The 24778-nt window shown below is 45.2% G+C and carries 15 protein-coding genes; 9 read left to right on the top strand and 6 right to left on the bottom strand.

What is annotated here, in order from left to right:
* Window positions 1-908: 908 nt before the first annotated feature.
* Window positions 909-1193 (top strand): hypothetical protein, encoded by a 285-nt coding sequence (locus MHN31_RS06675; protein ID WP_138539148.1) that lies wholly within the window; start codon window positions 909-911, stop codon window positions 1191-1193.
* Between the two features lie 626 nt (window positions 1194-1819).
* Complete coding sequence (locus tag MHN31_RS06670) at window positions 1820-2164, top strand: hypothetical protein (protein ID WP_239443835.1); 345 nt, start codon at window positions 1820-1822, stop codon at window positions 2162-2164.
* A 458-nt stretch (window positions 2165-2622) separates the two neighbouring features.
* Here the strand turns inward: MHN31_RS06670 and MHN31_RS06665 are convergent, their stop codons facing one another.
* Window positions 2623-2862, bottom strand: a complete 240-nt coding sequence (locus MHN31_RS06665; protein WP_239443834.1) for a hypothetical protein — start codon at window positions 2860-2862, stop codon at window positions 2623-2625.
* A gap of 590 nt (window positions 2863-3452) precedes the next feature.
* Here MHN31_RS06665 and MHN31_RS06660 point away from each other — a divergent pair.
* Window positions 3453-10703: an REJ domain-containing protein gene (locus MHN31_RS06660; protein WP_239443833.1), complete on the top strand. Its 7251-nt coding sequence runs from the start codon at window positions 3453-3455 to the stop codon at window positions 10701-10703.
* Between the two features lie 622 nt (window positions 10704-11325).
* Here MHN31_RS06660 and MHN31_RS06655 read toward each other — a convergent pair.
* The gene (locus tag MHN31_RS06655; RefSeq protein ID WP_239443832.1) at window positions 11326-11823 is read right to left on the bottom strand and encodes a YdcF family protein; all 498 of its coding nucleotides are present in this window, start codon (window positions 11821-11823) and stop codon (window positions 11326-11328) included.
* Window positions 11824-12252: 429 nt separating this feature from the next.
* Between MHN31_RS06655 and MHN31_RS06650 the strand changes: the two genes are divergently transcribed.
* The 4 genes from MHN31_RS06650 to MHN31_RS06635 all read left to right on the top strand — a co-directional run bounded on the left by MHN31_RS06650 (window position 12253) and on the right by MHN31_RS06635 (window position 17423).
* On the top strand, window positions 12253-13224 hold the full coding sequence (locus MHN31_RS06650) for a hypothetical protein (RefSeq protein ID WP_049862959.1): 972 nt from the start codon (window positions 12253-12255) through the stop codon (window positions 13222-13224).
* A gap of 49 nt (window positions 13225-13273) precedes the next feature.
* The gene (locus MHN31_RS06645) at window positions 13274-14857 is read left to right on the top strand and encodes a hypothetical protein (RefSeq protein ID WP_239443831.1); all 1584 of its coding nucleotides are present in this window, start codon (window positions 13274-13276) and stop codon (window positions 14855-14857) included.
* A 182-nt stretch (window positions 14858-15039) separates the two neighbouring features.
* Window positions 15040-16794: a hypothetical protein gene (locus MHN31_RS06640; protein WP_239443830.1), complete on the top strand. Its 1755-nt coding sequence runs from the start codon at window positions 15040-15042 to the stop codon at window positions 16792-16794.
* Window positions 16795-17075: 281 nt separating this feature from the next.
* The gene (locus MHN31_RS06635; protein ID WP_194866981.1) at window positions 17076-17423 is read left to right on the top strand and encodes a hypothetical protein; all 348 of its coding nucleotides are present in this window, start codon (window positions 17076-17078) and stop codon (window positions 17421-17423) included.
* 90 nt (window positions 17424-17513) lie between these two features.
* Here MHN31_RS06635 and MHN31_RS06630 read toward each other — a convergent pair whose 3' ends face one another.
* Genes MHN31_RS06630 through MHN31_RS06620 form a run of 3 tightly spaced genes read right to left on the bottom strand, consistent with a single transcriptional unit; the run spans window position 17514 to window position 21817 of the window.
* A complete protein-coding gene (locus tag MHN31_RS06630) occupies window positions 17514-18626 on the bottom strand; it encodes a tryptophan 7-halogenase (protein WP_239443829.1) in 1113 nt (370 codons plus the stop codon).
* A gap of 9 nt (window positions 18627-18635) precedes the next feature.
* Window positions 18636-20804, bottom strand: a complete 2169-nt coding sequence (locus MHN31_RS06625) for a LodA/GoxA family CTQ-dependent oxidase (protein WP_239443828.1) — start codon at window positions 20802-20804, stop codon at window positions 18636-18638.
* Window positions 20805-20815: 11 nt separating this feature from the next.
* Complete coding sequence (locus tag MHN31_RS06620; protein ID WP_239443827.1) at window positions 20816-21817, bottom strand: ferritin-like protein; 1002 nt, start codon at window positions 21815-21817, stop codon at window positions 20816-20818.
* Window positions 21818-22483: 666 nt separating this feature from the next.
* Between MHN31_RS06620 and MHN31_RS06615 the strand changes: the two genes are divergently transcribed.
* Window positions 22484-23401 (top strand): triacylglycerol lipase, encoded by a 918-nt coding sequence (locus MHN31_RS06615; RefSeq protein WP_239443826.1) that lies wholly within the window; start codon window positions 22484-22486, stop codon window positions 23399-23401.
* A complete protein-coding gene (locus MHN31_RS06610) occupies window positions 23398-24255 on the top strand; it encodes a lipase chaperone (RefSeq protein ID WP_239443825.1) in 858 nt (285 codons plus the stop codon). Before MHN31_RS06615 ends, MHN31_RS06610 begins: the two co-directional genes overlap by 4 nt.
* A 23-nt stretch (window positions 24256-24278) precedes the next feature.
* Here the strand turns inward: MHN31_RS06610 and MHN31_RS06605 are convergent, their stop codons facing one another.
* Window positions 24279-24665, bottom strand: a complete 387-nt coding sequence (locus MHN31_RS06605) for a DUF393 domain-containing protein (protein WP_010380254.1) — start codon at window positions 24663-24665, stop codon at window positions 24279-24281.
* Window positions 24666-24778: the final 113 nt, after the last annotated feature.

Genomic DNA, 24778 nt, shown 5'->3' with positions numbered 1-24778 from the left:
TGGCGCTCAGTGAGCGCCCTTTTTATGTGCAATGATACCAGGGCAGGTTCAACTTGGAAGTGTACCAGCTTAGGATGGATGTTTTGCTATTCAATTGTTATGCCGGTTTGGCTTTGAGCGTGTGGGAGTTTGCATTATCTTGTGTGGGTTGTAACTTATTCTACTGTTTTTGAATTCTGGTCCGAATTGTGGTTGTAAGAGGGTTTTTAGTGCTTGAAACTGTTTTTTTAATTAACGTGTTGTGCGTGGTGTATTTTACATCAAAGTACATTGGCTCACTCGATGACGTTCTGGCTTTGGGTTGTAAGGATGAACTAAAAAAGCTAGTTGTTTTTCCCAATTCAGTTGAAAGTAAGTTCATGTTGATGAAAGATATGAAATTTTACTTTTTATTAATGACGGGGAAATATAGAAGATCTATAGAGTCGAAAGATCTAATAAAAGTACTAGATAAAAGTAGGTGGTATCTCCTGATGCAATACCCATTTTTAGTTGTTGTCTTTCTTGTTCCAATATTTGCAAATTTTTATGCCTAAAAAGGACAAAAACTTCAGCGTGCAAAGTTAAGGCGATATCCATTAAAATTTGGCGATTAGTGAGCGCCTTATTTTTGTGTAGTAACATCAACACAGTGAGAAAGTTAACTGTTACCTGAAATTGGCGTAAAGAAGGTGTGCCTTCTATATTTAGAAAGCACCCAATGGATTTAGGGTGTTGAATTAAAAATAACATGGCAATTAGTTTGGTGGAGCTTTATTAAGTCGGTAATTTAAAGTTTTAACAGGCTTTAATTGCAAGGTTTGGCTTTATGTTTATTTTTAGGTTTAAATAAAGAGAGGGTAATTGTGAAGTGTTTTGTGTTTGTATTATGTATAATTGCATCTTGCTCTGCAAATGCGGTAGTACATGTGAAAGATGCTGTAATAGAGAGTGTTTATTGTGGGTATGTAGATACCTATGATATGTGTTCGGTGTTATTTACCTCAGATACGGTTATGCATGGTCTCGAAGGCAGTTGCCATACTTTACCTGCTAAACGCATGCAATTTAAAGGTGATACTCCGATGGGAAAGACATTGTTATCACTGGCGTTGACCGCATATACGACGAAAGTTAAGGTTGACGTGTATGCCAGAGAAAAATGCACTATATATCCTGGATTGTCAGATGTGAATTTTATCACGCTAAAATAAAGCTTGTCTTAGCTTGGTGTTCGGTAATTATAAAGGAGATGGTTTACATTGGCTGCCAACTAAAATTGGCATATGGAAGTGCGCCATTTATCTATTGGTAATACTCAATGTATTGAGGGTGATAGATTATGCCAGTGGTACAGGAAAGACCGATCAGCTTACGTATGCTAAATTCTACTAGGGTATTTCTCGATGTGAGCGTACACCTATTAACGGGGAAATCGGGTTAACCCGTGTGGGTTAAGTGGGTCACTGAAAACTACTTATCTGTTTGCCAAAGTGCAATGTAATTTGGTTGAAGTGTACCTATATAAAACTCGACGACGACCCGCTCGCTAAAGAACAGCTGGTTATACCGGTATGTTTTGAGAGGATAGCTACTGATATTTATGGAGGTTAAGTCACTATGAGCAAGCAAGCTATTGGGGTACTTATGGTTTGGAGTCATTCTTCTCTCTTTTCTTAATGGCTACCTTGGGAAATGAAGCAACTGGCTCTATTCCTCTATTTATTAAACTATTAAATTCTGTAGTCTTTTTCATCGGTATTATCTTGCTTTAAAGGTATATAAAAACCTATCTAATGAATTTTGAAAATGCCGATATTAGACAAGGCTTTAAATAATCATGAATATTAGTAAGTACTGGTCTCCTTTTTTCTGGGGGACGTTTTTTTATGCATTTTTCGGGCAGTTTATTGTTGTTATGGTGTTTCAGGGTTATGGACAAGAAGGTGTCGATAGTTACAAAGCAATAGAGACAGCTTGCCTTATGATTACTATGCTTGTGATGTGGAGTTATGCTTTTATTAGGGCGTTTAAAGCAAGCACTCTTACCAGGAGGGTCGTATTGTTCATTCTATCGGTAGTACTTCTTTTTGCATCAGGTTACCTGTTTTATATTTATGATATGGCTAACAGAAAATTCAGAAGAAAAGGTAATGAATCTGGGTTGAGTAATCAGGCAAAGTAATTTTGTTAAGCTATTTTTTTCCATCTATAAATTGGGTTAAATTTACCCTCTTGCCTGTTTTCTTGGTATTCTACTCAGAATTTAAAAGCGAGTAATGTTTTTTGAAGAGTAAATTTTAGGCGCGCAGGAAGCTATGATGCGATATGGTAAAAGTTTATGAAGTTTGGTTATAACTTGCTCTCTGGAGTGTTCTTATTTATAGCGTATTTCTCAATTTAATTAGGGAATCGCTTCCTGTTAAGTCTGTCGATTAGCCTGAGTTGATATGTTTTTCCTTGTATATCCGGGAAGTAAGGGTTAGGTTTTAATTTTTATGTTGTTTTGTTATATCTGTCCTGATTTTTGTTGTGTGGAATAGTTATTTTATTAAAAGCTGAGGTTTGATGTTCATATCTTAAATGTGTTAATGAGGGAGTAAAAACCTAGTTGTAGGCTATTTTATACACGGGCACCAATCATTACATGGATATATCTGTGATCCGCATGTAGCCGAGGTTACCGCTGATATCCCCACAGAGGCCAGTGAACCCCACCGAAATCTTAGCCATTTTCGCCGCCAGAGCGACGGACATACTGGAATTTTCACCCGCTTCACGTTCCCTAATATAGGCAAACTTTGTGCCCGGGCAACCCGGTGCGGACCAGTCTTTTTCTTTAGGTGAAAAATACAGGTAGGCGTCCCCTTTGTATAGTTGCACTCTTATATTCTCTATCGGCAGAGCAGTATAGTATTATGGACATCCACCCTAAATAAGTGACAGGAAAGCACACATTCTACCTTTAGGTAATACTCAATGGATGAGGACGATTGATTATGCCGACGGCAAGCAAGAGGTAGTTCAGTTTATCAGATATCAACTACTATCACTGAATATCCCGGTGTGTTCGCCGGGCATTTCTATGCGGTAAAATCGCGTAACGAGCAAGTCTCATGAATATTGTTGAGGTTATGTTGAAGAAAAATTGCTGACTCTTGCTAAGATATTTTGTATTGATGTCTTTGGATGATAAGAAAGTGCAAAGGTTCGCAGATAAAGCGATTGTTCTTCGTTAGCACAAGCTGATTAAGGGCAACTTGTCGTGCTTAAGTTAAATAGATCAAACAGCAATAATTAAATGATCGCGTCATCAGTAGTAAAAGAAAAACTTTACTTACTTTCCGGGGTTAGTTGACCACAACATAATGTAACTTTTATATTTACATGCGTTTACACTCCAGCTTGAATTTGGCCTTATTCTAGGTAAAATCCTGTAGATTTGTTTAACTTTCAACCAGTCTGGGAACGTAATGATGAAAAGGATATCTGCTATATTGCGACTATGTTTGCTGTCAATGGCATGTTTTGTGTTAGCGTCATGTGGCGGTGGCGGTGGCGGTGGCGGTGGTGAAAGCGGGAATAGCGGGAACAGCGCTAATACACAAACCCAAACGAAGACTGAAGAGCCACAAGCAGACAACCAGGCTCCTACAGTTAACATAATTGGCGAAACTCAGGTCTCAGAGCAGACTGTATTTACCCTTACTGCTGAGGCATCAGATGACAAGGCCGTGACTAGTTATCTATGGGAGTATGAAGCAAGCGGCGCTGAGCTAGAGTTGCAAAGCCCTGACCAGTCAATAGTTACTGTGTCGGTTGGTGATATTGAGCAAGACTTAGATGTGGTCTTTTTTGTGACCGTTGCTGACAGTGAAGGACTCATACAAACGGCGCAACATACACTCACAGTCAAAGCTACTCCGACAACGTCCTTAGAGATAGCTGGTCCAGAGTCTGTTGTCACGCCAGGCGAATTTACTCTCACTGCACTCCATTCTTCCGAAGTTAATAGTGAAGCACTCTCTTACCAGTGGCAACATGATTCAGTTGTACCGCTTGAGCTGAATGGACAAGATAACGAAACACTTAATGTTAAAGCACCGATGCTGACGCAATCTACCGATGTAACGTTTCAACTTACCGTAACAACCGAAGCAGGGGTCAATCAGCACGCCACATACACTGTTACCCTCTTGCCAAAAGTTAATCTTGCTCCACAAGTCTCTGTAACTGGTGTGAGTGAGGTTCAGGCTGGCGGTTCTTTTTCACTGAGCGCTAATGCGATCGACAGTGATGGCCAAATAACAAGTTACCAATGGCGTTATGAGTCTGACAGCACGTTATCGCTCTCAGGTAGCGATACAGCAAACCTTTTAGTTGTAACACCCTCCGTTAGTCAAGTCACCCAAGCTTTGCTGACAGTAACCGTAACGGATGATTCCGGGTTGACGTCTAGCGCTACGCATAGCGTCACAATCCAGCCAACAGTCAATATTAAGCCTGTAGTTACTATCACGGGCCCCGCGATTGTTGAAGAGTCCAGTCAGATAACCTTAACGGCGGATGCGTCTGATCCCGACGGCGAAATAGTGCGTTATGAATGGCAGATCCCCGAAGACGCACCTATTACTGTTACTGGTGCTGAGTCAGCGCAGTTGGTTATAAGTGCAGACACGGTTAGCCAGGACACCCAAGCTTTACTGAAAGTAACCGTTACGGATGATTCCGGGCTGACATCTAGCGCTACGCACAGCGTCACAATCCAGCCAACGGTCAATGTTGAGCCCGAAGTTACTATTACGGGCCCCGCGATTGTTGAAGAGTCCAGTCAGATAACCTTAACGGCAGATGCATCAGATCCTGATGGCGAAGTAGTGCGTTATGAGTGGCAGATCCCTGAGGACGCACCTATTACCGCCACTGGTGCTCAGTCAGCGCAGCTAGTTATAAGTGCACAGGCGATTTCTCAAGATACGCAGGTGTCTCTGGCTGTGGTTGTAACAGATGAACGAGGTGCAACGGCGCAGGATGACTTTACACTAACACTGCAAGCTTTACCTAACGCTAAACCCACTGTTTCTATTCAATCAGGCCAGACCGAATTTCAGGAAAAACAGGCTTTTGTATTAACAGCTGCTGCTGATGATAGTGATGGCTCGATTTCAGCCTATCAATGGTCTTATAACGGATTGGCTGAACTACAAATTAGCGGTGAACAGAGTGTTGAACTCAATGTCATCAGTGCAGATTTAACAGAAGATACTGAAGTCACCTTTACTGTCACAGTGACTGATAATCAAGGTGAGACTAGTGAAGATACTTTCACTGCAACCATTGTTGCCCTAAAGCATCGCCTCACTTTGCGAGGGAAAGTGACAGATGAGCCAATCCAGTATGCGAATGTCTCTTTACAGGCAGGTGAAAAACACTTTCAAGCTCAAGCGAGTGAAACGGGCGAGTATGAGTTGAGCGTAGAGCTTGATGAAGCGGATATCAACGCCATGATGACGCTTGAAGCCTCTGGTATTAATACACAAAGTCATGTGACTTTGGTATCCATGTTAGGTGAGTTAGACAATCTGGTGCAGGCTGCCGGCGCAGACTCTGTACTCGACGCTGAGGAGCAGTTCAGCGTGAATGTCACCAACCTCACAACGGTTGAATATGCGCTTATCCAGCAAAATGAAGACAGTGTGGCTAATCACTCTGAGCTGCAACGGGCTAAACGCAATGTAGACCCCGAAGAAAAGCTTGATCTGGCCAGCACCTTAAAAGCGGTGATTGACCATGGGTATGCGTTACCGGACGGTCTCGCCTCGACGCTTGAGTTAGCCAGTGATTTACCTAAGGCCCGAGCGCTGCTCAGAGCTATCAAGGCGACAGATCCGGTACTCTTTAGGCAGATCCGCGAAGACATAAAGCAAGATAGTGACTTGATGCAACAAGTGAAGTTTGTGCCAGACGGGACATACTACCTTTCGGAATCGAGCTACTTCAATGGCTTTGCAGCATCTTTGACATTCAATAGTGATAATACGGGTATATTGCAGTCCACAGAGTCCACGTCGTTTACCTGGCTGCAGAGTGGAGCTCAGTTACAGCTCAATCTGGACAGCCCAATATCTGTTTATGAGTCTGGCAACTACTTTAATCCGGATTATCAGGTCAATCAGTTATCTCTAAAGTTATATCAGCATGGTGAGCAGGCACAGTCCGCTGAAGTGACGATGCAGAAAGTTGCAACGGGTGATCAACCTAGCGAATTTACAGAGCCATTCCTGGGGCTTTTCATTGCGGCAAATAACCTGCCAGAACTTGAGAAAGCAAACCTGCTGGGGCACTGGTCCATCAATATTCCGCAAACAAGGTCGATAGCCCAAGCATACTCAATTGAATTTTTAGAAAATTCCAGAGCCAATATCACTTCGACCAGAAACCCGGAGACTGTCTATTGGACACTTAACGGGAATCAGTTGCGCTATCGTTTTGGCAGCTTTTCTTACAAGATCACTGTGGTTCGCAAATTTGAGTTGGGGCTGCAAGTGTTGGTTGAATTGAACCCCTGGTATGGTGAGAAGCAACTTTTCCCAGCTATCTTGGTCAGACATCAGAACACGAGTTTTGACGACATCAATTATGTTAAAACCTGGACACCTGAAAAGCTCAAGGGGGAAAGAGAAAGCTTCCAGGTTGATGAGCATAATAATTTTCAGTTCACCTGGGACCGTGACATACAGGCCACCATGTTAAATGGCAGCCTGGTTCGCCATAATTACACCTTTGCAGGCGAAGATGTTGAATATTGTGATATCACTTCAGGATATTGTCAGACTGACCATAATTTTGAGTATGAGCTGCTGGCAAAACAAGGTGATTTGATCGCTGTAAAATATTCTTCTATAGACCTGCGAGAAGCTACTCCCACGCATATTGGCAGTAAAGTATTTGTTTTTAGGCTGAGTGAGGAACCGCTTCTAACAAATGCGTTTACCGATGCATTTGTTAGTCAGAACAACAACTATTATATCTTCGGAGGCCGGCCAAATCTGTTTGCTGTCTCTGACAATAAAACTGTTCACTTAAAAGGCATGCGGTACTGCCACAGTGGTGAAGATAACGTGAGTCGTTGTGATGATGCTATTGATATAGATGGAGAAAAGTACTGGGTAACACTGAAAGACGAGCTGGTGCACCTGACCCATATTGAAACGAACGAGCAATCCTTTTTACAACTGCTACAGTCTGATGAAAATGGGGTAACGCTGTGCCATTTCAATGAGACGCAAACTTGCACTGACGCAAACACCAATGATTATGCTTTCTCCAGACCACAGCTGGATATACGGCTGAATCTGGAGGGTAACGGACAGGCCATTTCATCGATCAGCGAATACCGTTACAAACAGAGCTTCTCAGTGCTGCTAGTACCTGATGAGGGCGCCACTTTGTCCGAGGTTTCCGGGTGTGATGGCACCGTGAACTCAGATAATGAGCATGGCTTTTTGTATTCTGTGGTTGAGCCACTGGCTGATTGTACTATCCAGGCTGTGTTTTCAAAACAGGCCCCTTATGATGATGCAATGGTGTTGTTTAATGATGCCCTCGATATTCCGCATAGCTGGTACTTTGAGTTTGAATGGAACAATACCGGCCGGTTATATAGCCGCTATACCAAGATTGATTTTACGATAGAGCGAGTCTCCGAAGAACTCTATTCAGCACAGTTTGACTTGGGATATTATGATTATATAACCCTTCGTCTGGGTAATAACGAACAAGTACATGCGACCGGGTTTAAGCTGGATTATCGCGATTCAGATTTATATCTGATTTGGCAAGCCTGGAATGCCAATACTCAATCTAGTTATGATTTAACACCTATCTTGGTTAAAAATAGCAAAGAAATCGCTGCAACAGAGCTAACGCCTCAAAGTATGGTTGGTGATTGGGTGTTGACCTATGGTGCCGAATGGGAGGATAACCGGACACACACAGATCAGTATCTGAGCATATCTTTACAAGACGATAATCAGGGGGTTGTTACTTCAACTGATTATCAGGGCATGCCGTGGAACCACGACATTACTTGGTCGATTACGCAGGATGATAGGCTTCGTCTGGAAGATAACTACGGTAACGTAGCAAAAATTAAAATGTTTGAGCAGACCGAGCACGGTTACAAGTTTGCAATCGACAGTATCAATGATGACTCACATGATGCCAACTACGACTTTTTCTGGTTCCAGCGTGGCACAGGCGTACTACTAAAACGTCAAAGTGAACCCAAGCTTGAGGATTTGACTGGCAAATGGCGCTTCTCTGATGCGAATGGGGAGCGGGGCTTTGAGCTATATCCGGGTGGTCAGTATCGCGACGGGAAGTATGATGGTGCATTCGAAAGTAGCTGGTCTGATGGTGTTCTGACCGTAATGACGAAATACAATGAGCAGCTTGGTTACGATCCGGTCTGCGACCAACAGGAGCCAAGCTGTGAGTTAAGAGAGTTGCACAAATTCGAAGTGATCCGAAAACACGGGAATCACCTTTATGTGCTTGATCATCGTGGCAACTACGGACGCCCAACTAAATTGCTGAGAACCGTTACGCTGGATAGTGACCCGGTATTAACGCAATTCGAATCATATCTGTTTTGGGATACAGAGTGGGGCCGCAGGGATCATTTCAAGCTATATGAAGTGACTGAGTCGACAACCCGATACTGGCGTATATACAAATCAACCCATTATAGCAGTCCGGGGTTAAAGTTAGACATTGAAGGGCAAGAAGTTTCCAGTCTTACTTTGGTTGATGGTAAGTTGAGAGAAGAAGCGGATGGACTTGTCTATTGGGTCGAAATCGTCAGCAGCAATGCAGACGGCTTATTAGTATGTCGCTATATGCAAGGCAGCCAGTGTGACGAAAGTAACCAGCATTTCTTGAACTATGAGATACCGTCTTATCAGATAAATATAGGCGCCAGTGAAGGGGGAAGTATTAAGACCAATCTTCCAGGCAACTACCAGTTATACAACCAGCCACTGGAGTTAAAAATTACCTATGACCCTGGGATGGCTGTCGAGCGTTTTAAAGAGTGTGGTCTTGGGTATAGTCGTCGCCTTAGTAGCTCGTATAGTAGAGTATTGACGTTTGTAAATGAAAACGTGAAGCAAGCGTGCGCATTTGATATCCAGTTTTCTCCTCGTCAGGTAAATCAATCGGATCGCCTGGGGATCACCGATCCTCTTCTCGCTGCCTGTGTTAACAAATTCAATGAGTTTTATGACCCGCACATTGAGTATCTTGACGCACTAAAATGTGATGGGGCTGGGGCGCTCGCGCTGGATAGTTTGGCTGGCTTGACTTTGTTTGATCAGTTAGAAGAATTTACCCTGGTTGGGGTGCCCGCGATCAGTTCACAGGCGAAACAGCAATTGCAGCAGCTGACAGAGCTAAAGAAACTCATATTACGTGATGTAGAATTCAGCGACCTGGACTTGAGTATGCTGACTCAACTGGAAGCATTGACGTTAGAGGTGGACTCCCTGGCGCAGCTTTCCTTACCAAAACATGGCGAGCTCGAGTCACTAACACTTACTGGCGATGGACCCCAGAGGCTCGATATTACAGACCTTAGTCAATTGGAGACACTGTCAATCAGCGGCAGTGGTATACAGTCGCTGGATGTAGACGGCGCTCTGAAATTACGCAGAATTTACGCCATTAACAGCCAGCTTACTAGTATATCCGGTATGTCTGAGTCACACTTGCTAGAATCTCTGACCATCAATAATACGCCGATGCCTCAGCTTGATCTGGCACATTACGTGAATCTTAAATCTCTTTATATGGAAGATACTCAGTTAGCGGAGTTGGACATCAGTAATGCAACGCAGCTACAAAGAATTATCGCTTCTCGCTCCGAGCTTCAACGACTGACGACGTTCAAGCCCAGCCCTGTTAGAGAACTAAACTTAAGAGAGACGCAGCTGACTGCTATTGAGTTGGGCATGATGCCCGAACTAGAAAAGTTGGACGTGCACAGCGCCAGGTTGCAAAAACTAGACCTCACAGGCGCAGATGCGCTGAAGCGAGTTGTGGCGCAGGATAATCAAATTAGTGAAGTGGTCATGCCAGCTAGTTTACAAGTTGGTGAGTTATATCTCGATAATAACCTGCTTACTGAGTTTACTTTAACTGGCTTGCAGCAAAACGAGCACTTACATGTATTGCACCTTACGGGCAATCAACTGACGCAGTTCGATGGGACGCAGTTCGATAACTTGTATAGCTTGAATCTGTCTGACAACCCAGTATCACGATTGGCCTTAAAACATGAGCAAGGGATACGAACCTTAGTCCTTGATAATACGGCTTTAACTGAATTGGAGCTGTCGGGCTTTAATCGCTTAAATTATCTGTCCATCAACAATACGCAGATTGCAAATATCACTATCCCGGCAACAGTCGATAAACTATATGCAAGTGACACGAATATTACGGAATTAAATCTGCCTGATGGCTTATCCCATGCCGACATATATTTCAGAGGAAATCAGCTAAATTCGTTAAGCAGTGCAGATAATATTGGGTATATAAGGTTGTTCCTTCGGGACACTGAGATCAGTGAACAAGTGAATGAGTTGCTGCAAAACTCATTTCGCGACAAGATAACTGCATATAGATGCAGTGAAGGTGGTTATATCTGCACCGTAATTAATTGATACTTGTCTTAAAAGCAAAAACAGCACCTTATCTCAATTTAACCAGCTTAAATGTGATGAGGTGCGTTAGCGCACAAAAGAAGTATCACTGCTAAATATGAGTATCTCATCAGTACCATAGTGAGTGAGTTGATCAAGCAAAGTTATTTTATGAACGGCTTGTCGGGGGGCACTTTGAGCAGGTGGTTAAAGTGACTCGTCGCCTGCAACCTGTGCTTTCTAGACATGGTTTATATCTTGCGAGTATCTAGACTCGTCAGGTTAAGCATTTTTATGATTGGATCATCGTCAGCACATATAACGCAAGAAGACATCTGCCTGTCTACGATATTTTGGGTTTGTAGTAGGTATAACTTTGGACCAGTTACACTTTGCATTTCAGAACGGCAGTGTTTGCGAATTGCCGTTTTTCGTTGCCACGCTTGGCAGGTACAACAAACCCATCAAAGCCATTGATAGTTGTAGGAACTGACACCCAGAATTAACTATACTGGAATTTGCGTGGTGGCAATCCAACTGCTCGTCAATGTGGGAATCAAACAGCAAGCACTTAAGCATAGCAACCAGGCATAGCAGGTGAATTTATTGTTGCTTTATGCTCGCTTAATTCTGTGGATATGCATCAAAGGTTATTGAGCTTGGCGGCATAGGAGATGGCCTTGATTTCGTGTTGCATCAGTGCAATTAACTCTCTGGCATTCTTTTTAGTGATAGATGTGATGAGCCTGACGCGTTTTTTACAGAATAATTCGAACAGCATGCCGACCCGGGCTGCGTGAAAATCTGAAGTAATCACATACGCATTGATGTAGTCCAGGTCGTTAAGAAGTTCACTGGTTTTTTGCGCATCCTCGAATGTATTGGCTGACGATATCCCCTGAATAAAGTGCATCGGCTGGGTAAGCTGGCCTTCGATGTAGTGTCGCATATATTCGTAGTGTGGCGTTGTTGTGGCATTAAAGTGTGAACCAAAGCCACCAGTAAGCACACACCGGATCTGATGCTTGCTAAGCACTTCAATTGCTTTGTCTGCCCGCTCTTTCGCCAGGCTGGAAAGCACGCCGCTATCATCATTGGTGCAACCTAATACAATCAACACATCTTTGTTTGTAAACGCCATTTCTATCCTCTTTGAACCTGGGCTATGTCTTTGAGCAATTTAATCTGGTCAGGTAATAGTACTTAAATGCACAGTACAGATCATCCGTCTTTATTACATGAGATGTGTGACAGCCATTTGTAACAGTGTTGGTGTTTATTGTTTATATTTTCGCACTATTCCTGTTGGGGGACGTCTGTGCACTTTGAAAGAGGCACCTGGAATACATTCTGATATCTGACTTTTAGGACAAAAACTCTAGTAAATTCAATTGAAAGCATGAATAAAACTAAAGTGCTAATTTTTTACCCAAAACATAAACGAAAACCTCATTTACCACAAAAAGGTAATCTTGAAAGCAAAATGTAAAAATAAATGTGTATCTTTTTGGTGTTGCGCAACATATGTAGAAATGAAATTTTAAAATTCTAATAAAATAATGAGGAAATTATGAAGTTTAAATACGCTGCAATGTTGAGCGTTATCTCTGCGATTACATTGTCACCGGTTGCAAATGCTTACCTGTATAAAGATCCTGGCTATGTTGAGCGTAATGCGCGTTCGATACAAAAGAACAAAGTGATTGGCCAGTCTCATCAGTATCGTGATCAGCAGGGCTGGATGTACGTTGATCAGGTACAAAATGGTGCTACACAAGGTTTTTATCAGGCTGGAAACTGGCTAAAGCTGAATAACCGTAACTTTAAAATGTCCATCGGGGAGCTGGAGTTTTCGTTTAACCCCAGCAAACTGGATTGTACTCAGGGCATGAGCTTTAATTTTACTGTAGGTGAAGACACTGTCGCAGCCTTCAAGCCAAACTGTGACGATCTGTTAGATGCTTCGATCACCTATCCTGTTGAGTATTACTTTGATCTGATCCCTGAACCCATTAAGCCTAAAGTTGAGCTGCCGCTTGACCCTCTGGGCCTGCTCAAATTAGGCGTTAAATTTGGTGCGGGTATTGAAGCCGGTGCTGAATTTACCGTGGGTGGTGTGATTGGTGGGCATGGCAACGAAGAGCCATTTGAGGTAGACGGAGTAAGACGCCCAGATTATGTCTATGCTGCTGTAGAGCCGTTTGTCGGCGGTGTAGTATCCAGTTCGGCGTATGGATCGTTTGGCCATGGCATCTCTGAAGCCGGTGTTAAAGGTAAAGTTAACTTACTAAAAGTGAAGGGCAAGGGCTATGTAGAAGCCGGAATCCGTCGCATCGTTCAGGATGAACAAGTGATTGAACAAGGCTTCCTGGAGCTGAAGGTAAGCACTAAGCTGACTGGTGGAGATGGCAAGATCCAGGCTTACTGCAAAAAGCTTTGGGGGTTGTTGCAGTTTAATGTGGATGTCCTGAAATGGGACCCGCTGTATACGCGTGAAACCGTATTGTACGAATATGCAAGCCCTGTTTGGGAAGATCTATAACCCCTGGATGTTGGTGGCCTGAATAAGGCCACCATTTCGAGATAGCTTTATGAAAAAAATAACGATTACGCTGGCTTCTTTTAGTTTATTAGGTATTTTGGTTTTCGTGGCTAATTTGTCATTTAAACAGGCCTATCAGAGCCCAGACGCTAAAGCCGTGCGCACTGCTAACCCCAATCACGTCAAGAGCCAGGAGCATGTCTCTGGATATCGGGTCCATATACAGTCTGCTGTATTGAGTGATAAAGGCACTGCGTTTGCTCACTCTGATTTAACCTGGAACATGTACTTTCATCAGGCTTTAGGGAATGCTTCAAGGTCTGCCGCGCTGTTAACCGATATAGAATTTGTCTCTGATAACAAAACTCAGCACATGCCGCAGCAGTTACCGTTTTACTTTTCTTATGACGGCCAGCAATTTGTGCACTCAGACCTATTGGGTTTAGCTCAGTCTCATCCGTTATCCGTGTTACCAAAAATACTGGATCTGATGAGCTATTCACTAACAGAAATACTGACTTTTAATGATGCGTTGGGATCAACGACTTATCGCTTTGAGCAAGATGGTAATACCATTGGCAGGAAAATTGTGAGACAACAGAGACAAACCAATAATAAAGCGCAAGAAAGCTGGTTACTCACATTAAAAAACGCTGAACATACTATGACCAATCAGCCAGGCCCGCTCACGCTTGAGTATAGTCATACGCAAACTTTGCAGCAAAACACGCAACAATATCAAATTGTACAAACAGTAAAAATACAGCCTGTTGAATACCAGCCATTTGCTCTGGCCAATTGGAGCGCATCTCATAATGCGAGTGTCCCCTCGTTAAATAATAGCCAGTCTGCACCGATTGTGATCACAGCGGAAAACTTTATGGCACAGTTGGATCAGTTAACTGGTTCTTTGGATCCCATGCTGGCAAAAGAAATCGGCAAGTTCATGTTAGAGAACTACGATCATAGCACCATTAAGGCCTACCTGACGGAGCATGCTGGTCTGAACTCTGCATTGATCTATTCGTTGCAAAAAGCACAGACACCGGAGGCCGAACAAACCCTTGCTGACTTGCTGATTGAACGTGACCTTGACCACCCCTCCTTGCAAAAGGTCGCAATGGCACTGGGCAGAATCGAAAATGCGTCAAATATTGCATTTACCAGCCTGCAAGCTGTGGCAGACGATCATTCTGACCAAACATTGTCAGGCGTTGCATTGCTGAGTATTGGCACGATGAATAAGTTTTCGCCAGCTCAGTCACAGCAGGTGGAGCGATTATTAGAACGCAAATTGACCGAGCCACAACAGCTGCCAACAGCCATTTTGGCGATCGCCAATAGCAAAAATCCAGCTTTGGTGAACAGGCTGCCCGAATATCTGAACCATACAGACGGACAGGTCAGGCGCAATACAATCAAGTCGTTGGCGAACAATGAAGTCTATCAGGATCAGGTTGTCACCAGCCTGACCGATGCGCCAGATGTGAATACAGTGGATGCGTTTGTCAGGACATATCAGCGTGCTGACTACACGTTATCAGAGGAGAATATCGGCAAACTGACGGCGTTTTATCAGGCAACAACACACCCAATAATTAAAAAGCGTCTTGCGTCGATCATTCAGCAGTAGTCATAGGGTGGTCGTGTGTTTATGCCACTCTTTTGCATTAACAAATGCTAAAGAGTGGCCAGTTGACTAACGCCCGTTCCTACAGTCATTAAGACTGCACGTAATATTATGTAATACCAAGCTTATCCCGGACCTTCTAACCTTTCATCACTTATTAAACGGTCAATATGAGGAATAAACCGATGAAAGATGTATTTTTTGGACTAGCAGAACAATACGACACAGGCAGTATTCCCAACGTAGCGATTAATGCTTCTGGCCAGATACTGGAGGTACATAAGAACGAAGAAGGTTATAAGCTTTACTATCGATTTGGCAACTTAAACAAAGCAACTGTAAGCTGGGGATCCAGTCACCACTATGATGACGGTAACACGCCTGCTGTGGCAATGAACAACCGGGGGGTTGCGGTTGAAGTTCATAAAAACCAGGCTGGCTCTACACTGTACTATCATGTCGGGGATGTGTCTTCAAACGGCGTAAGCTGGCATAGCTCTCATAAGTACGACAGTGGTATTGAACCGCATGTTGCAGTCAACGACGATGGTATTGTGGTAGAAGTTCATAAGACTCAAAGCCCATTTAGCAACGGTCTTTACTATCACGTGGGGCAGGTAAACGGGAGCGAAGTTCATTGGTATTCCAGTCATGAATACGACTCTGGTTCCGTTCCTCAGGTTGCCTTGAATAATAATGGCTACGTTGTTGAAGTACATCAGTCTCAAAGCAAATCAAAAGTCTGGTATCACGTGGGTCGAGTGAATGGCAGCAAAATTGATTTTGGAAGTAGCCATGAGTTTGGATCGGGTACGGCGCCAAGTGTCGCGTTAACCGACGATGAAATGGTGATAGCAGTATGGAGTCAGGGCGGAAAGCTTTATCAACGCCAGGGCCAAATTAGTGGCACTCAAATTGACTGGCAAAGTGACGCTGTTGAATTTGATGATGGTCAGCGTCCTTCTGTTGGTATTGCTAATAACACAGCAGTGCAGGTACACCCTTCAGAAACAATTCTATACGGATTGTGGTATTCCACCTCCATGCTTACAAATCGGGCTTCATGGATGCAAGACAGGTTAAGTGAACTGGGTAACAGAACTATATCAGAATTGGCTCTGCCAGCTTCTCATGATTCGGGGATGTATAAAGGTGGACTCGCCGTCTTTGGCAAAACGCAAGACTTGTCAATTAAAGGTCAATTGGAAGCTGGAGTCAGGTACTTCGATTTGCGTCCCAAATGGACAGGCAGTAAGTTTGTTATTCATCACGGCCCAATTACCGGGCCTGACTTATCAGAGGTACTGTCCGACATTCGTGCCTACTGTGAGCAAGGTCATAAGGAACTTGCCATCCTTAAGTTTTCTCACTTTGATGGCATCAATAGCGCTAATTACCCGGCATTTCGTCAACAAGTCGAAGACGCAATAGGCTTATGGATGGTTAAAACGAAACCTGAAGGCAAGCGTTTAGCTGAGGGCGCGCTCAGTGAATACGTAAACGAGGGTACGGCAATGATGGTCGCCATTGGCAATGACTTAGCGATTGACCAACCACAGCAAGGTTTTTGGGTTTACAAAGACTGGGATTCGGAAGCCGTTGCTCAAGCTGATCTCACTGTCTTTGATGAGTATTCAAAAACCATTAGCTTTAGTTCGATGAAGAAAGATCAGTTTGAGAAATTCGAGAGATTTACCGGCAAATGCGAAAAAGATCCAAGCGTGCCGTGTGACCTCTTCTTACTCTCATGGACACTTACCCCGCCAACGGCAGTATGGCCGGTCTCCAAAGAAGCAAACCGGGCATTAGGTAGTGCAATGGTCGAGCTGCCTGAGAAAAATCAGTACGGCAAAATAGTCAATTTGCTGTATGTCGACTACGTCGAATACGCGCGGGCGACCGATGTGGCAATAGCGCAAAACAACACAAGCCAGCTCTAAGAGTTCGCCAGGTTCAGCGGGAAAGGAAATTAGACTTTTCCTTTCCCGTTTACGAGCAGCGTAACAATCAGGTGTTGCGCTTTAAACCGAAGGCGCCTGGTCTTTTCGTTCTTACCTACTGCATTCATCATTGCAGAACACGCTGATCATGCCTTTCTTAGCGTATGGAGTAATTGTACTGTATGTTTCTGCAAGTTCCTCACAAGGGGCGGCCTCGTTGTTGTGATTTAAGTGCTATTGTGAAGAGACAGCACAGGCCTAAACAGATTAAAGAATGAGCGATGAATACAGAACAAGCATACAATATTCTGGGAAACGTGCTTTTTGCCCACTTTGACCCTGAAGAGCAGTTCGATAAGCTGGAAATGATATTAGAAATTGGCGATGGTGCGACAGCTAAAACGATGTGGAAGCACTTTAACGGACAGAAAACATGCCCTGCCCTTAGTGTGGATGTCCCACTTCAGGCTACTATTGATTTACATAGTGCCGCCTTTTTCCTTCGTGATAACCTGCTCGAAACAAGCAATGAGCAGATCTGGGGATTGATTTTTACGCTCTATCCGGATAGCAGCTTTAATATAGAGTACACCTATGAAAAGTCTGACTGGCTAAAAGGCGGGGAGTGAGCGTACTGCCGGATTAGCTAAATTTTAAAACTAGAATGCCCGACTTGGCGGGCATGTTTGTTGATTTTTGAGTGGTAACTTGTATTACCGTCAGCTTGCCCGGCGCTGAAGCCAGAATGCGGCCTCATACCAGCGCTGCTCTTGTTGGTAGAAGTATTCTCTTTGGCTGAGGTAATTAATAAACTCATTGCCTATGTATTGTCGGTACTTAGCCAGTGTAGTTGGCTTATTATCCAGCCAGTCTGCGATGGCGTGTGCGGCTTTAAGCCCGGTTGCCAGCGCTTTATAAACCCCCTGAGAGCTGATGGGATCATAGCAGGATGCGGCGTCGCCAACGGCCAGCCAGCCATTGCCTGCCGGCGGATTAAGCAAACTGGAGGGGGTTTTCCAGTAGTGTAAATGCGCAGGCGGGGCGAGGCTGTGTACGCGTTCTGCCACATGTGTGCTCTGATGTAACAGGGCGAACCAATTTTTGGGATCTTTCAGCCCATGTTCTTTGGCGATATGGGCATCGGTTGTCAAACTGACCACCAGCTGGTTGTTTGGAATAGAGGCGCAATACCACCAGCCAAGGTCGATGGCCTCAAGCAAAGTCAGCTTGAGTGTATTTAAGTCGGTATCTTTGCAATCAAAATAAGCGGCAATGCTTAGCATCGTATCCTGCATTTTGGGTTGGGCACCAAATCTGCGGGCAACAATGGCAGACTGACCTGTGGCATCCACTACAAAGCGACATCGTACAGGCGGCTGGTCGTCAAAAGATAACTGCAATGGATAGGGCGTGTTGTGCTCAACAGAGACAGACGCAAAGCGCGTTTCACAGGCAAGGTGACCACCCCTTTGTTTAAACTGATCTGCCATAAACTGGTCAAAGCGACGTCTGTCGAGATGCCAGCCAGCGCCATAGGGATTGAACAGGTTGTCATTAAACCCCAGTTGTGCGCTGCCCCAGCTGGAGAAACTGCCCAGACAAGGTTCATGGTCTTGTTGTTCAAAGGCATCAGCAATGTTCAGACGCTGAAACAATTTACGGGTGTCAGGCGGAATACTCTCGCCAATTTTGGGTTTGCTGTAACTACCAGCCTCGGCAAGGAAAACCCTGCCGACGCCGATATTTTGTAGCGCGATCCCTGTCGCTGTCCCTGCCGGACCACCACCAACAATGGCCACGTCAAATTCCCTGTTGTCATCAATCGCGCTCATTATATTTCCTTATTTCTTTTTCGTTGCTGTGCCATTACCACCTATCATTGGCCAGGGAGTCGGATCGGCTAACTCTGGTGGATTTCCTACCAATCGGCTTTCGACCTCAAGGTACACGTTGTCAGCGTACTGCTTGCCATCATCAATCACCGTGCCCTGAACTATTACGCCAATGTCGTCCCACTTGGTCAGCATTTCCCGGTATTCCCAGAAGCGCCCGGCATTGGCTAAGTCATGTTTATCTTCTGGAGAGTTTTCCTGCGGATAAGTGCCGGATCCTCGTACCGAGTAACGCTGTGCCGGTAGTTCTTTGCTATTGATATCATAGTCTTGTGCTACATAAACTGTAACCGGGCGCTGCGCCGGCCACGACCAGTAGAGAGTTTCAGAATTGAGGTCATTCGGTGAAGTCTGGTGAATAGCACAGGAGTTATAATCCGCATGCCAGGGCAGGGCCATAAACTTAGTGGCATCACCTGGCTCTAAACCTAAATGCTCAACGTCTTCATGTTGTGGGATCCAGCCCAAGCCTAAAAATGGCTTGTCGGTTTGCACGCTCGCGTAGTTAAGTGGTTTATGCTTGATACGAAATGGCCCTGCACCGGTCAGCCAGTCCTGATACATGGCGGGCTCGCGAATGATCCAGGTCATATCAATGCCCGGGCTAAAACGTCCACCTAAGCAGTTTTGCAGAGTCGCCCGATCCAGGTATTCGCCCTCATTGAGCTTTTGCGTGCTGGTGTGCACATAGTTATGATTCGACCAGCTGTGCAGGAACTGGTACTGAGTGACGGTGGGGGTCAAAAAGGGCTTGCCACCCGCTGCGCTGGAATCACCCAATGCCAGCGGCATTAGTGGTGCACCTTCGTCAATCGACTGCGAGCGCCAGGTTGCCTCAGTGCCCGGGTTAGGCTGACGAATATAGGCTAAGCCAGCTAAAATGGTGCGGTCCGGATCATCCTCTGCAACGATCGCGTCTACCGATTTGTGGGCCTGGACGGCAATTTCAGGTAAGTAGGCGTTCCACAATTGCTGACCGGTCGCTTTAAAGATCGGTTTAATGTGGTCATCAAATGCCGGTTTATAATCCGGGTTAAATTTACCATCTCGATATAACTCAGGTTGTAAATTCAGCTTTCTGACAAAGGTATCGTAGGCTTCATCAAACAGAGAAACCACATTCAATGTTTGTGGTGCGTAACTGGGGTCGGTCACAACCGCCCAGCCGCCGAATACTTCCTCGATGCTACCGTCGTCAAACTCAACCACAGCCGTCACCGGGCCGTCTGACGTATCGTCAAACCACTGGTCGTTGTTGACTGGCCCTTCAATTGGCACTGGCTTGTCTTTGCTATCGAGCCTCCAGCCAACAGCCTTGCCATAACCACCGGCAACAATTAGACGTCCCTGTGCATCGGTGTGTAGCTCACCCAGGCTGGTGATCCCGTAAGGTGTGCGTGCTCTATGGATGTCGCTGCGGTCCACCACGTCCTTAATCTTAAACTGAGCACTGCTCACCTGTTCATTTTTCTCTGGAATATCCAGGTAGTCAAAATGCATATACGGGAAGGATTTAGGGTAATCCGCTACTTCAACTTTGTTACCGTCTTTCAGGTAAGCCGCTACTTCGTTGTTATCAAACTCAGCCTCAGGCGTCTCCCGGTCAACCACGCGCGGGCCTGCGTCTATGACCAGTCGGGATAATCGGCTTTCGTTATACGGGTCCAGGCCTTCAGACAGGTTACGTAACACCGGGAACTTACCATTTTCGTAGGCAACCACACCGTGGTCGTCGTCGTTTACAAACCAGGCCGATTTCTTATTGGCCAGATGTACACACCATTTGATGTTAGTCACGGTTTTGCCCTGAAAGCTGGCGCCCACAGTCAGCTCCTGGCTATGGCCTTGTTCAGGGTAGCTCGGTTGATCAACGTCTGTGTAAGCAAACACACGAAAGCGCGCTGCCTGGCGTTTAAAAGCACCTTGCTCATCGCGCAATTGAGAGCTGGTGATCACTTCACCTGTAGCAGGGTCGAGCGGCAATCCCCCCGTGGTTTTCTGTGGTTTGCCTGGCTGAGGTAGTGCAGCGATGCTCTCAGGCGCCAGGTAATATTCTTCACTGTTACCAACGCGTGCAATGCCAATAGCAGGATGAATTTTGAATAGTGTTTTAGACATGATGGCATTCCTTATTGATCATTTGGCATTGAAAACAAAGGCAACACGCCATTTTGCCAGCAGGCTGAGATTGCTGCGCCATTTTTGTACATCACTACCGCAAAGTCATCCGGGGTGTTCCCTGTCGTGAAGGTCGCATTCATGATTTCCAGAAATTCGCTAAAGTGTTGCAACTGAATTTGTTGCAGGCTCTTTTGTCGTTCACCGTAAGGCACAATCGCGTGGGTTTCTGGCAAAGGCTGTTTTAACAGGTAAGTGAATTTTTCGTAGTGATCCCAGGTAGGCTGAATATCATCCGCACGATTTTGATATTCGGGTGGAATATACTGTGCTGTTTTTTCATACCCTTCTCCCTGATCGGTGATCAAATCAATGAGGTTGTAAGCCTGAGTCAAACCATCAGAACCAGCTTCGGTGATTGTCAGCTGCGTATCAGGGTAAAAGTTTCCAAAGTGGTTTACCTGTTTTGCGTTGGCCTGAAGTAAATCAACACGTGCTTCACAGCCAGCTTTGATTGCAGCGTATAACTCGCCAATGGAGCCATATTCATCTGTGGCACCGGTGCCGCCTTTCTCTTTCCAGGTGGGGAATTCGATAATACACATGGTATTCAGTCTTTCCACGTCAAACGCGCCGATGGCCGTTGAGTGTGGGAAGTAGATATCTTTCGGGTTAGGGTCATCCAGGTCAAAATCCAGATGTGGGATGGTTGTGCCGTACTGAGGGGCGCGGATCTCAAGAGCAGTACCATAGGCGTTGGCAAGGTTTGCTGCGCTTTGCAGGTGTAACATCTCCTGGTTCACGACCGACTTGATCAAGCGACCAGCTTCAGTGGATTGATCTTTAATGGAATACATAGCAGCCATATAAAATGGAATGGTGTACATCTCAACGTCAACCGCCCACTGTAAGTGGTCATGCAATTGTTTATCGCTCCAGCCACCTACCACTTTTTTTGGCTTTTGTAATGGTTTTGCCATCAAAAAATTCGATGGGTTCTCGAGTTTAATCATTTTAGTTCCTTTATGGGTTAAGTCGCTCACTTACGGATGTTTATTGCGAAAGGAACTAACGTGCGACCCCACACGGACTACCTGGCTCCGAGAGCATTAAACCTGTATAGCAAGCAGACTTCGACGGTACATATAGAAGAGACAAGGTCAGAACTAAGCGAGCTGACGATAACAGACGGCGTTATCACACTGGGAAGTTCAGGCGCTGCGTTTGTCTCACCAAAAACTAGTTCAAGTAAACGACAAATCAACTAAACCTGACATTACATCGGCATTACAGGCCATGGTATTGCAATAGGCTGAGCAACTGAAGAAGAGGTTTTATATAACAATCATGGTGTTACTTGGACCATAAGCAAATCTCAAAGTGATTGGTGTGGATTTTCATACGTTTTAAATTTTAACGTAATTGCCCTAATTCTTGCATCTGTAACACAATGCGCGTTTGGCTATTTCAGTGAAAACGTCGCGTAACTTCAAAACTTATAAAAAAGTTATTAATTATCAATTGTTAATTTTCTAATTCAGCTGTTATCAGGAACTTGATGAGCGAGCGTAGCCTAAGTTTTGGGGACTTTTTAGTGTGTTTTTTAAACGATGAGGCTTGACCTCTTACCACTATGAACTACTCTTTTGTTGCTAAATTGTAACTTTTGGAGCAAGTAAATGAAAAAAATAACACTCTCACTCTTACTTTGCGTGATGTCACTCTTTGCGCAACTGGCGCACAGTAATGATGAGCTCGAATACCCAGTGGTGCTGGTTCATGGCCTGTTTGGTTTTGATAATTTGCTAGGGGTCGATTATTTCTATCGGGTGCCTTCGGTGATCCGCCAGGAAGGCGGGAATGTTTATGTGGCAGAAGTCTCATCGGCACACAACTCAGAGCTGCGTGGTGAGCAACTGTTGGAGCAGGTTGCGCTGATCAGAGCACTGACAGGCAAAGACAAAGTCAACCTGATTGGTCATAGCCAGGGCGCACAAACTATTCGTTATGTGGCATCGGTTAAGCCCCAATGGGTTGCGTCGGTAACCAGTATTGGTGGGGTTAACTGGGGTAGCCGCTTTGCTGATGTGGTGCGTGGTGGTGTGGATCAGGGATCTTTTTCGGAGCAGTTCTTAGCGTCTCTGGCCAATGGTCTGGCTGGATTGATTGATTTGTTATCAGGCAAGCCAACGGCGCCCAAAGATGCCCTTGAAGCGCTGAGTGCACTGACAACTGAAGGCACCATCGCTTTTAATCAAAAGTATCCTGAAGGCGTGCCAGCTCAGTATTGCGGTCAGGGTGAAACGCTGGCCAGTAACGGCGTGTACTATTTTTCCTGGAGCGGCAGCCGGGCATGGACCAATTTGCTGGACCCGGCTGATAATGCTTTGTTACTGTTCTCTGGTGTGTTTGACGAAGCCAATGACGGCCTGGTTTCCGCTTGCTCAAGTAATCTGGGCAATGTGATTGGCAATGACTTTAAGATGAACCACCTGGATCAGGTCAATCAGACAATTGGTATTCATCATCTGTTCGAAACGGACCCTCTGACTGTGTATCGTCAGCATATTCGCCGCCTGAAGGGGTTAAATCTATGAGGTACTGGCGTCTACTTTCACTCAGTTGTGTTGGACTAAGTGTCTGCTTTTGGACTCTGTTACCTGAACGGGACCCCGAAGTAACCACTGAGATAGTGACTGGCTCCGCACGCGTAGTGACGGAGACGCCACACCAGATTAAAGCGCAGTTTGAAGCTGTGATGCCAGTAGAGCCTGAGCATTGCAGCGTCATTACCCGGGCACATAAGCATCAGCTCGACGACTGGGTTTTGTTATTGCAAAACGAGCAACTGGAACAGCACTGGGCGCAACAGACACATCGCCTACCACCCTGTTTGAGGGATATCGCCCATGATTATATGGCCTATAAACAGGCACTGACTCAGGTAGATACTAATCTGACTATGCACGAGCGTTTTGAAGCACTGCAAACGCTTCAGGGACTGTACTTTTCCGCTGAAGTGATAGCCGCTTGGTTTGAAGGCGAGAACCGTTGGCATGCTCAGACCTTAGCACGCTGGCAGATTTTATCTGACAAAACCCTGAGCGAGCAGACCCGGACTGAGCTGATTGGCGCGCATATCAGTCAGTTACCACAAACAGAGCGACAAACGATAGAAGCCACCCAAACCCTGATCACGTTAAAACACAGTTGGCACAACATGGATTACAACCAACTCAGTGCCCGGTATGGAGATGCAGCAGCACAGCGTTTAATGCAAGCTCGCCACAATCAATCCAGTTGGACGCAGCGAGTAAGCGAGTATAAACAACGACGGTCTGAGCTTTTAGAGAAAGGCGCGTCTGATGACGCACTGGCATCGCTGACACAAACGTTGTTTACACAAAACGAGAGAAAAAGATTGTCCGTTATTTTGTCACAGGCGCACTAATTTTTGAGGAGACAACATATGCCTTATTTTCGACATACGCCGCTGTCGCACCGAGAGCGGCCGGTGAGCCAATAAGAAATACGGTAGCGGTTTTTTGCAAACACTAGATAGAGTTTGTCTGCGAGTGGCTTTATGATTGGCCATCTTAGTGGCGCGTATAACCATCCCATCCCCACTAGTCGCCAGGCCTGATGTGTGACATCAAGACCAAGTATTAGATTCCCGTCTGCATCGAGCGCATGTAAAATCGTATTTGCTTCATTGGCATCAATGGTTGGATACTGTGCAAAGTCCTCACTGTAGATATCTACTGTTGCGATCCGCTTTGCCGTGTCGCGTTTTGTCAGTGCCGTCATTTCCTTTACGCACAGCGGACAGGTGCCGTCATAAAATATGGTTAGTTCACGCATAATCTTTTCCCATTGCTTTTAACACGATACGCTTTACGCCCAAGGCCAGATCAGTATCGGCCAAAAGCAACCTGATTTGCATATTATCTCATTGAATAGAAAAGTCGTCAGTG

It is taken from the genome of Pseudoalteromonas sp. McH1-42, assembly GCF_022347845.1.
In the GTDB taxonomy this organism is placed as follows: Bacteria; Pseudomonadota; Gammaproteobacteria; order Enterobacterales; family Alteromonadaceae; genus Pseudoalteromonas; species Pseudoalteromonas rubra_D.
This window is presented reverse-complemented; position numbering and strand designations above follow the sequence as displayed.

Coding starts and splice junctions, on each gene's coding strand:
- MHN31_RS06610 (WP_239443825.1), top strand. CDS start 23,398: ATGAGGTACTGGCGTCTACTTTCACTCAGTTGTGTTGGACTAAGTGTC.
- MHN31_RS06645 (WP_239443831.1), top strand. CDS start 13,274: ATGAAAAAAATAACGATTACGCTGGCTTCTTTTAGTTTATTAGGTATT.
- MHN31_RS06660 (WP_239443833.1), top strand. CDS start 3,453: ATGATGAAAAGGATATCTGCTATATTGCGACTATGTTTGCTGTCAATG.
- MHN31_RS06650 (WP_049862959.1), top strand. CDS start 12,253: ATGAAGTTTAAATACGCTGCAATGTTGAGCGTTATCTCTGCGATTACA.
- MHN31_RS06635 (WP_194866981.1), top strand. CDS start 17,076: ATGAATACAGAACAAGCATACAATATTCTGGGAAACGTGCTTTTTGCC.
- MHN31_RS06640 (WP_239443830.1), top strand. CDS start 15,040: ATGAAAGATGTATTTTTTGGACTAGCAGAACAATACGACACAGGCAGT.
- MHN31_RS06655 (WP_239443832.1), bottom strand. CDS start 11,823: ATGGCGTTTACAAACAAAGATGTGTTGATTGTATTAGGTTGCACCAAT.
- MHN31_RS06625 (WP_239443828.1), bottom strand. CDS start 20,804: ATGTCTAAAACACTATTCAAAATTCATCCTGCTATTGGCATTGCACGC.
- MHN31_RS06630 (WP_239443829.1), bottom strand. CDS start 18,626: ATGAGCGCGATTGATGACAACAGGGAATTTGACGTGGCCATTGTTGGT.
- MHN31_RS06670 (WP_239443835.1), top strand. CDS start 1,820: ATGAATATTAGTAAGTACTGGTCTCCTTTTTTCTGGGGGACGTTTTTT.
- MHN31_RS06615 (WP_239443826.1), top strand. CDS start 22,484: ATGAAAAAAATAACACTCTCACTCTTACTTTGCGTGATGTCACTCTTT.
- MHN31_RS06605 (WP_010380254.1), bottom strand. CDS start 24,665: ATGCGTGAACTAACCATATTTTATGACGGCACCTGTCCGCTGTGCGTA.
- MHN31_RS06620 (WP_239443827.1), bottom strand. CDS start 21,817: ATGATTAAACTCGAGAACCCATCGAATTTTTTGATGGCAAAACCATTA.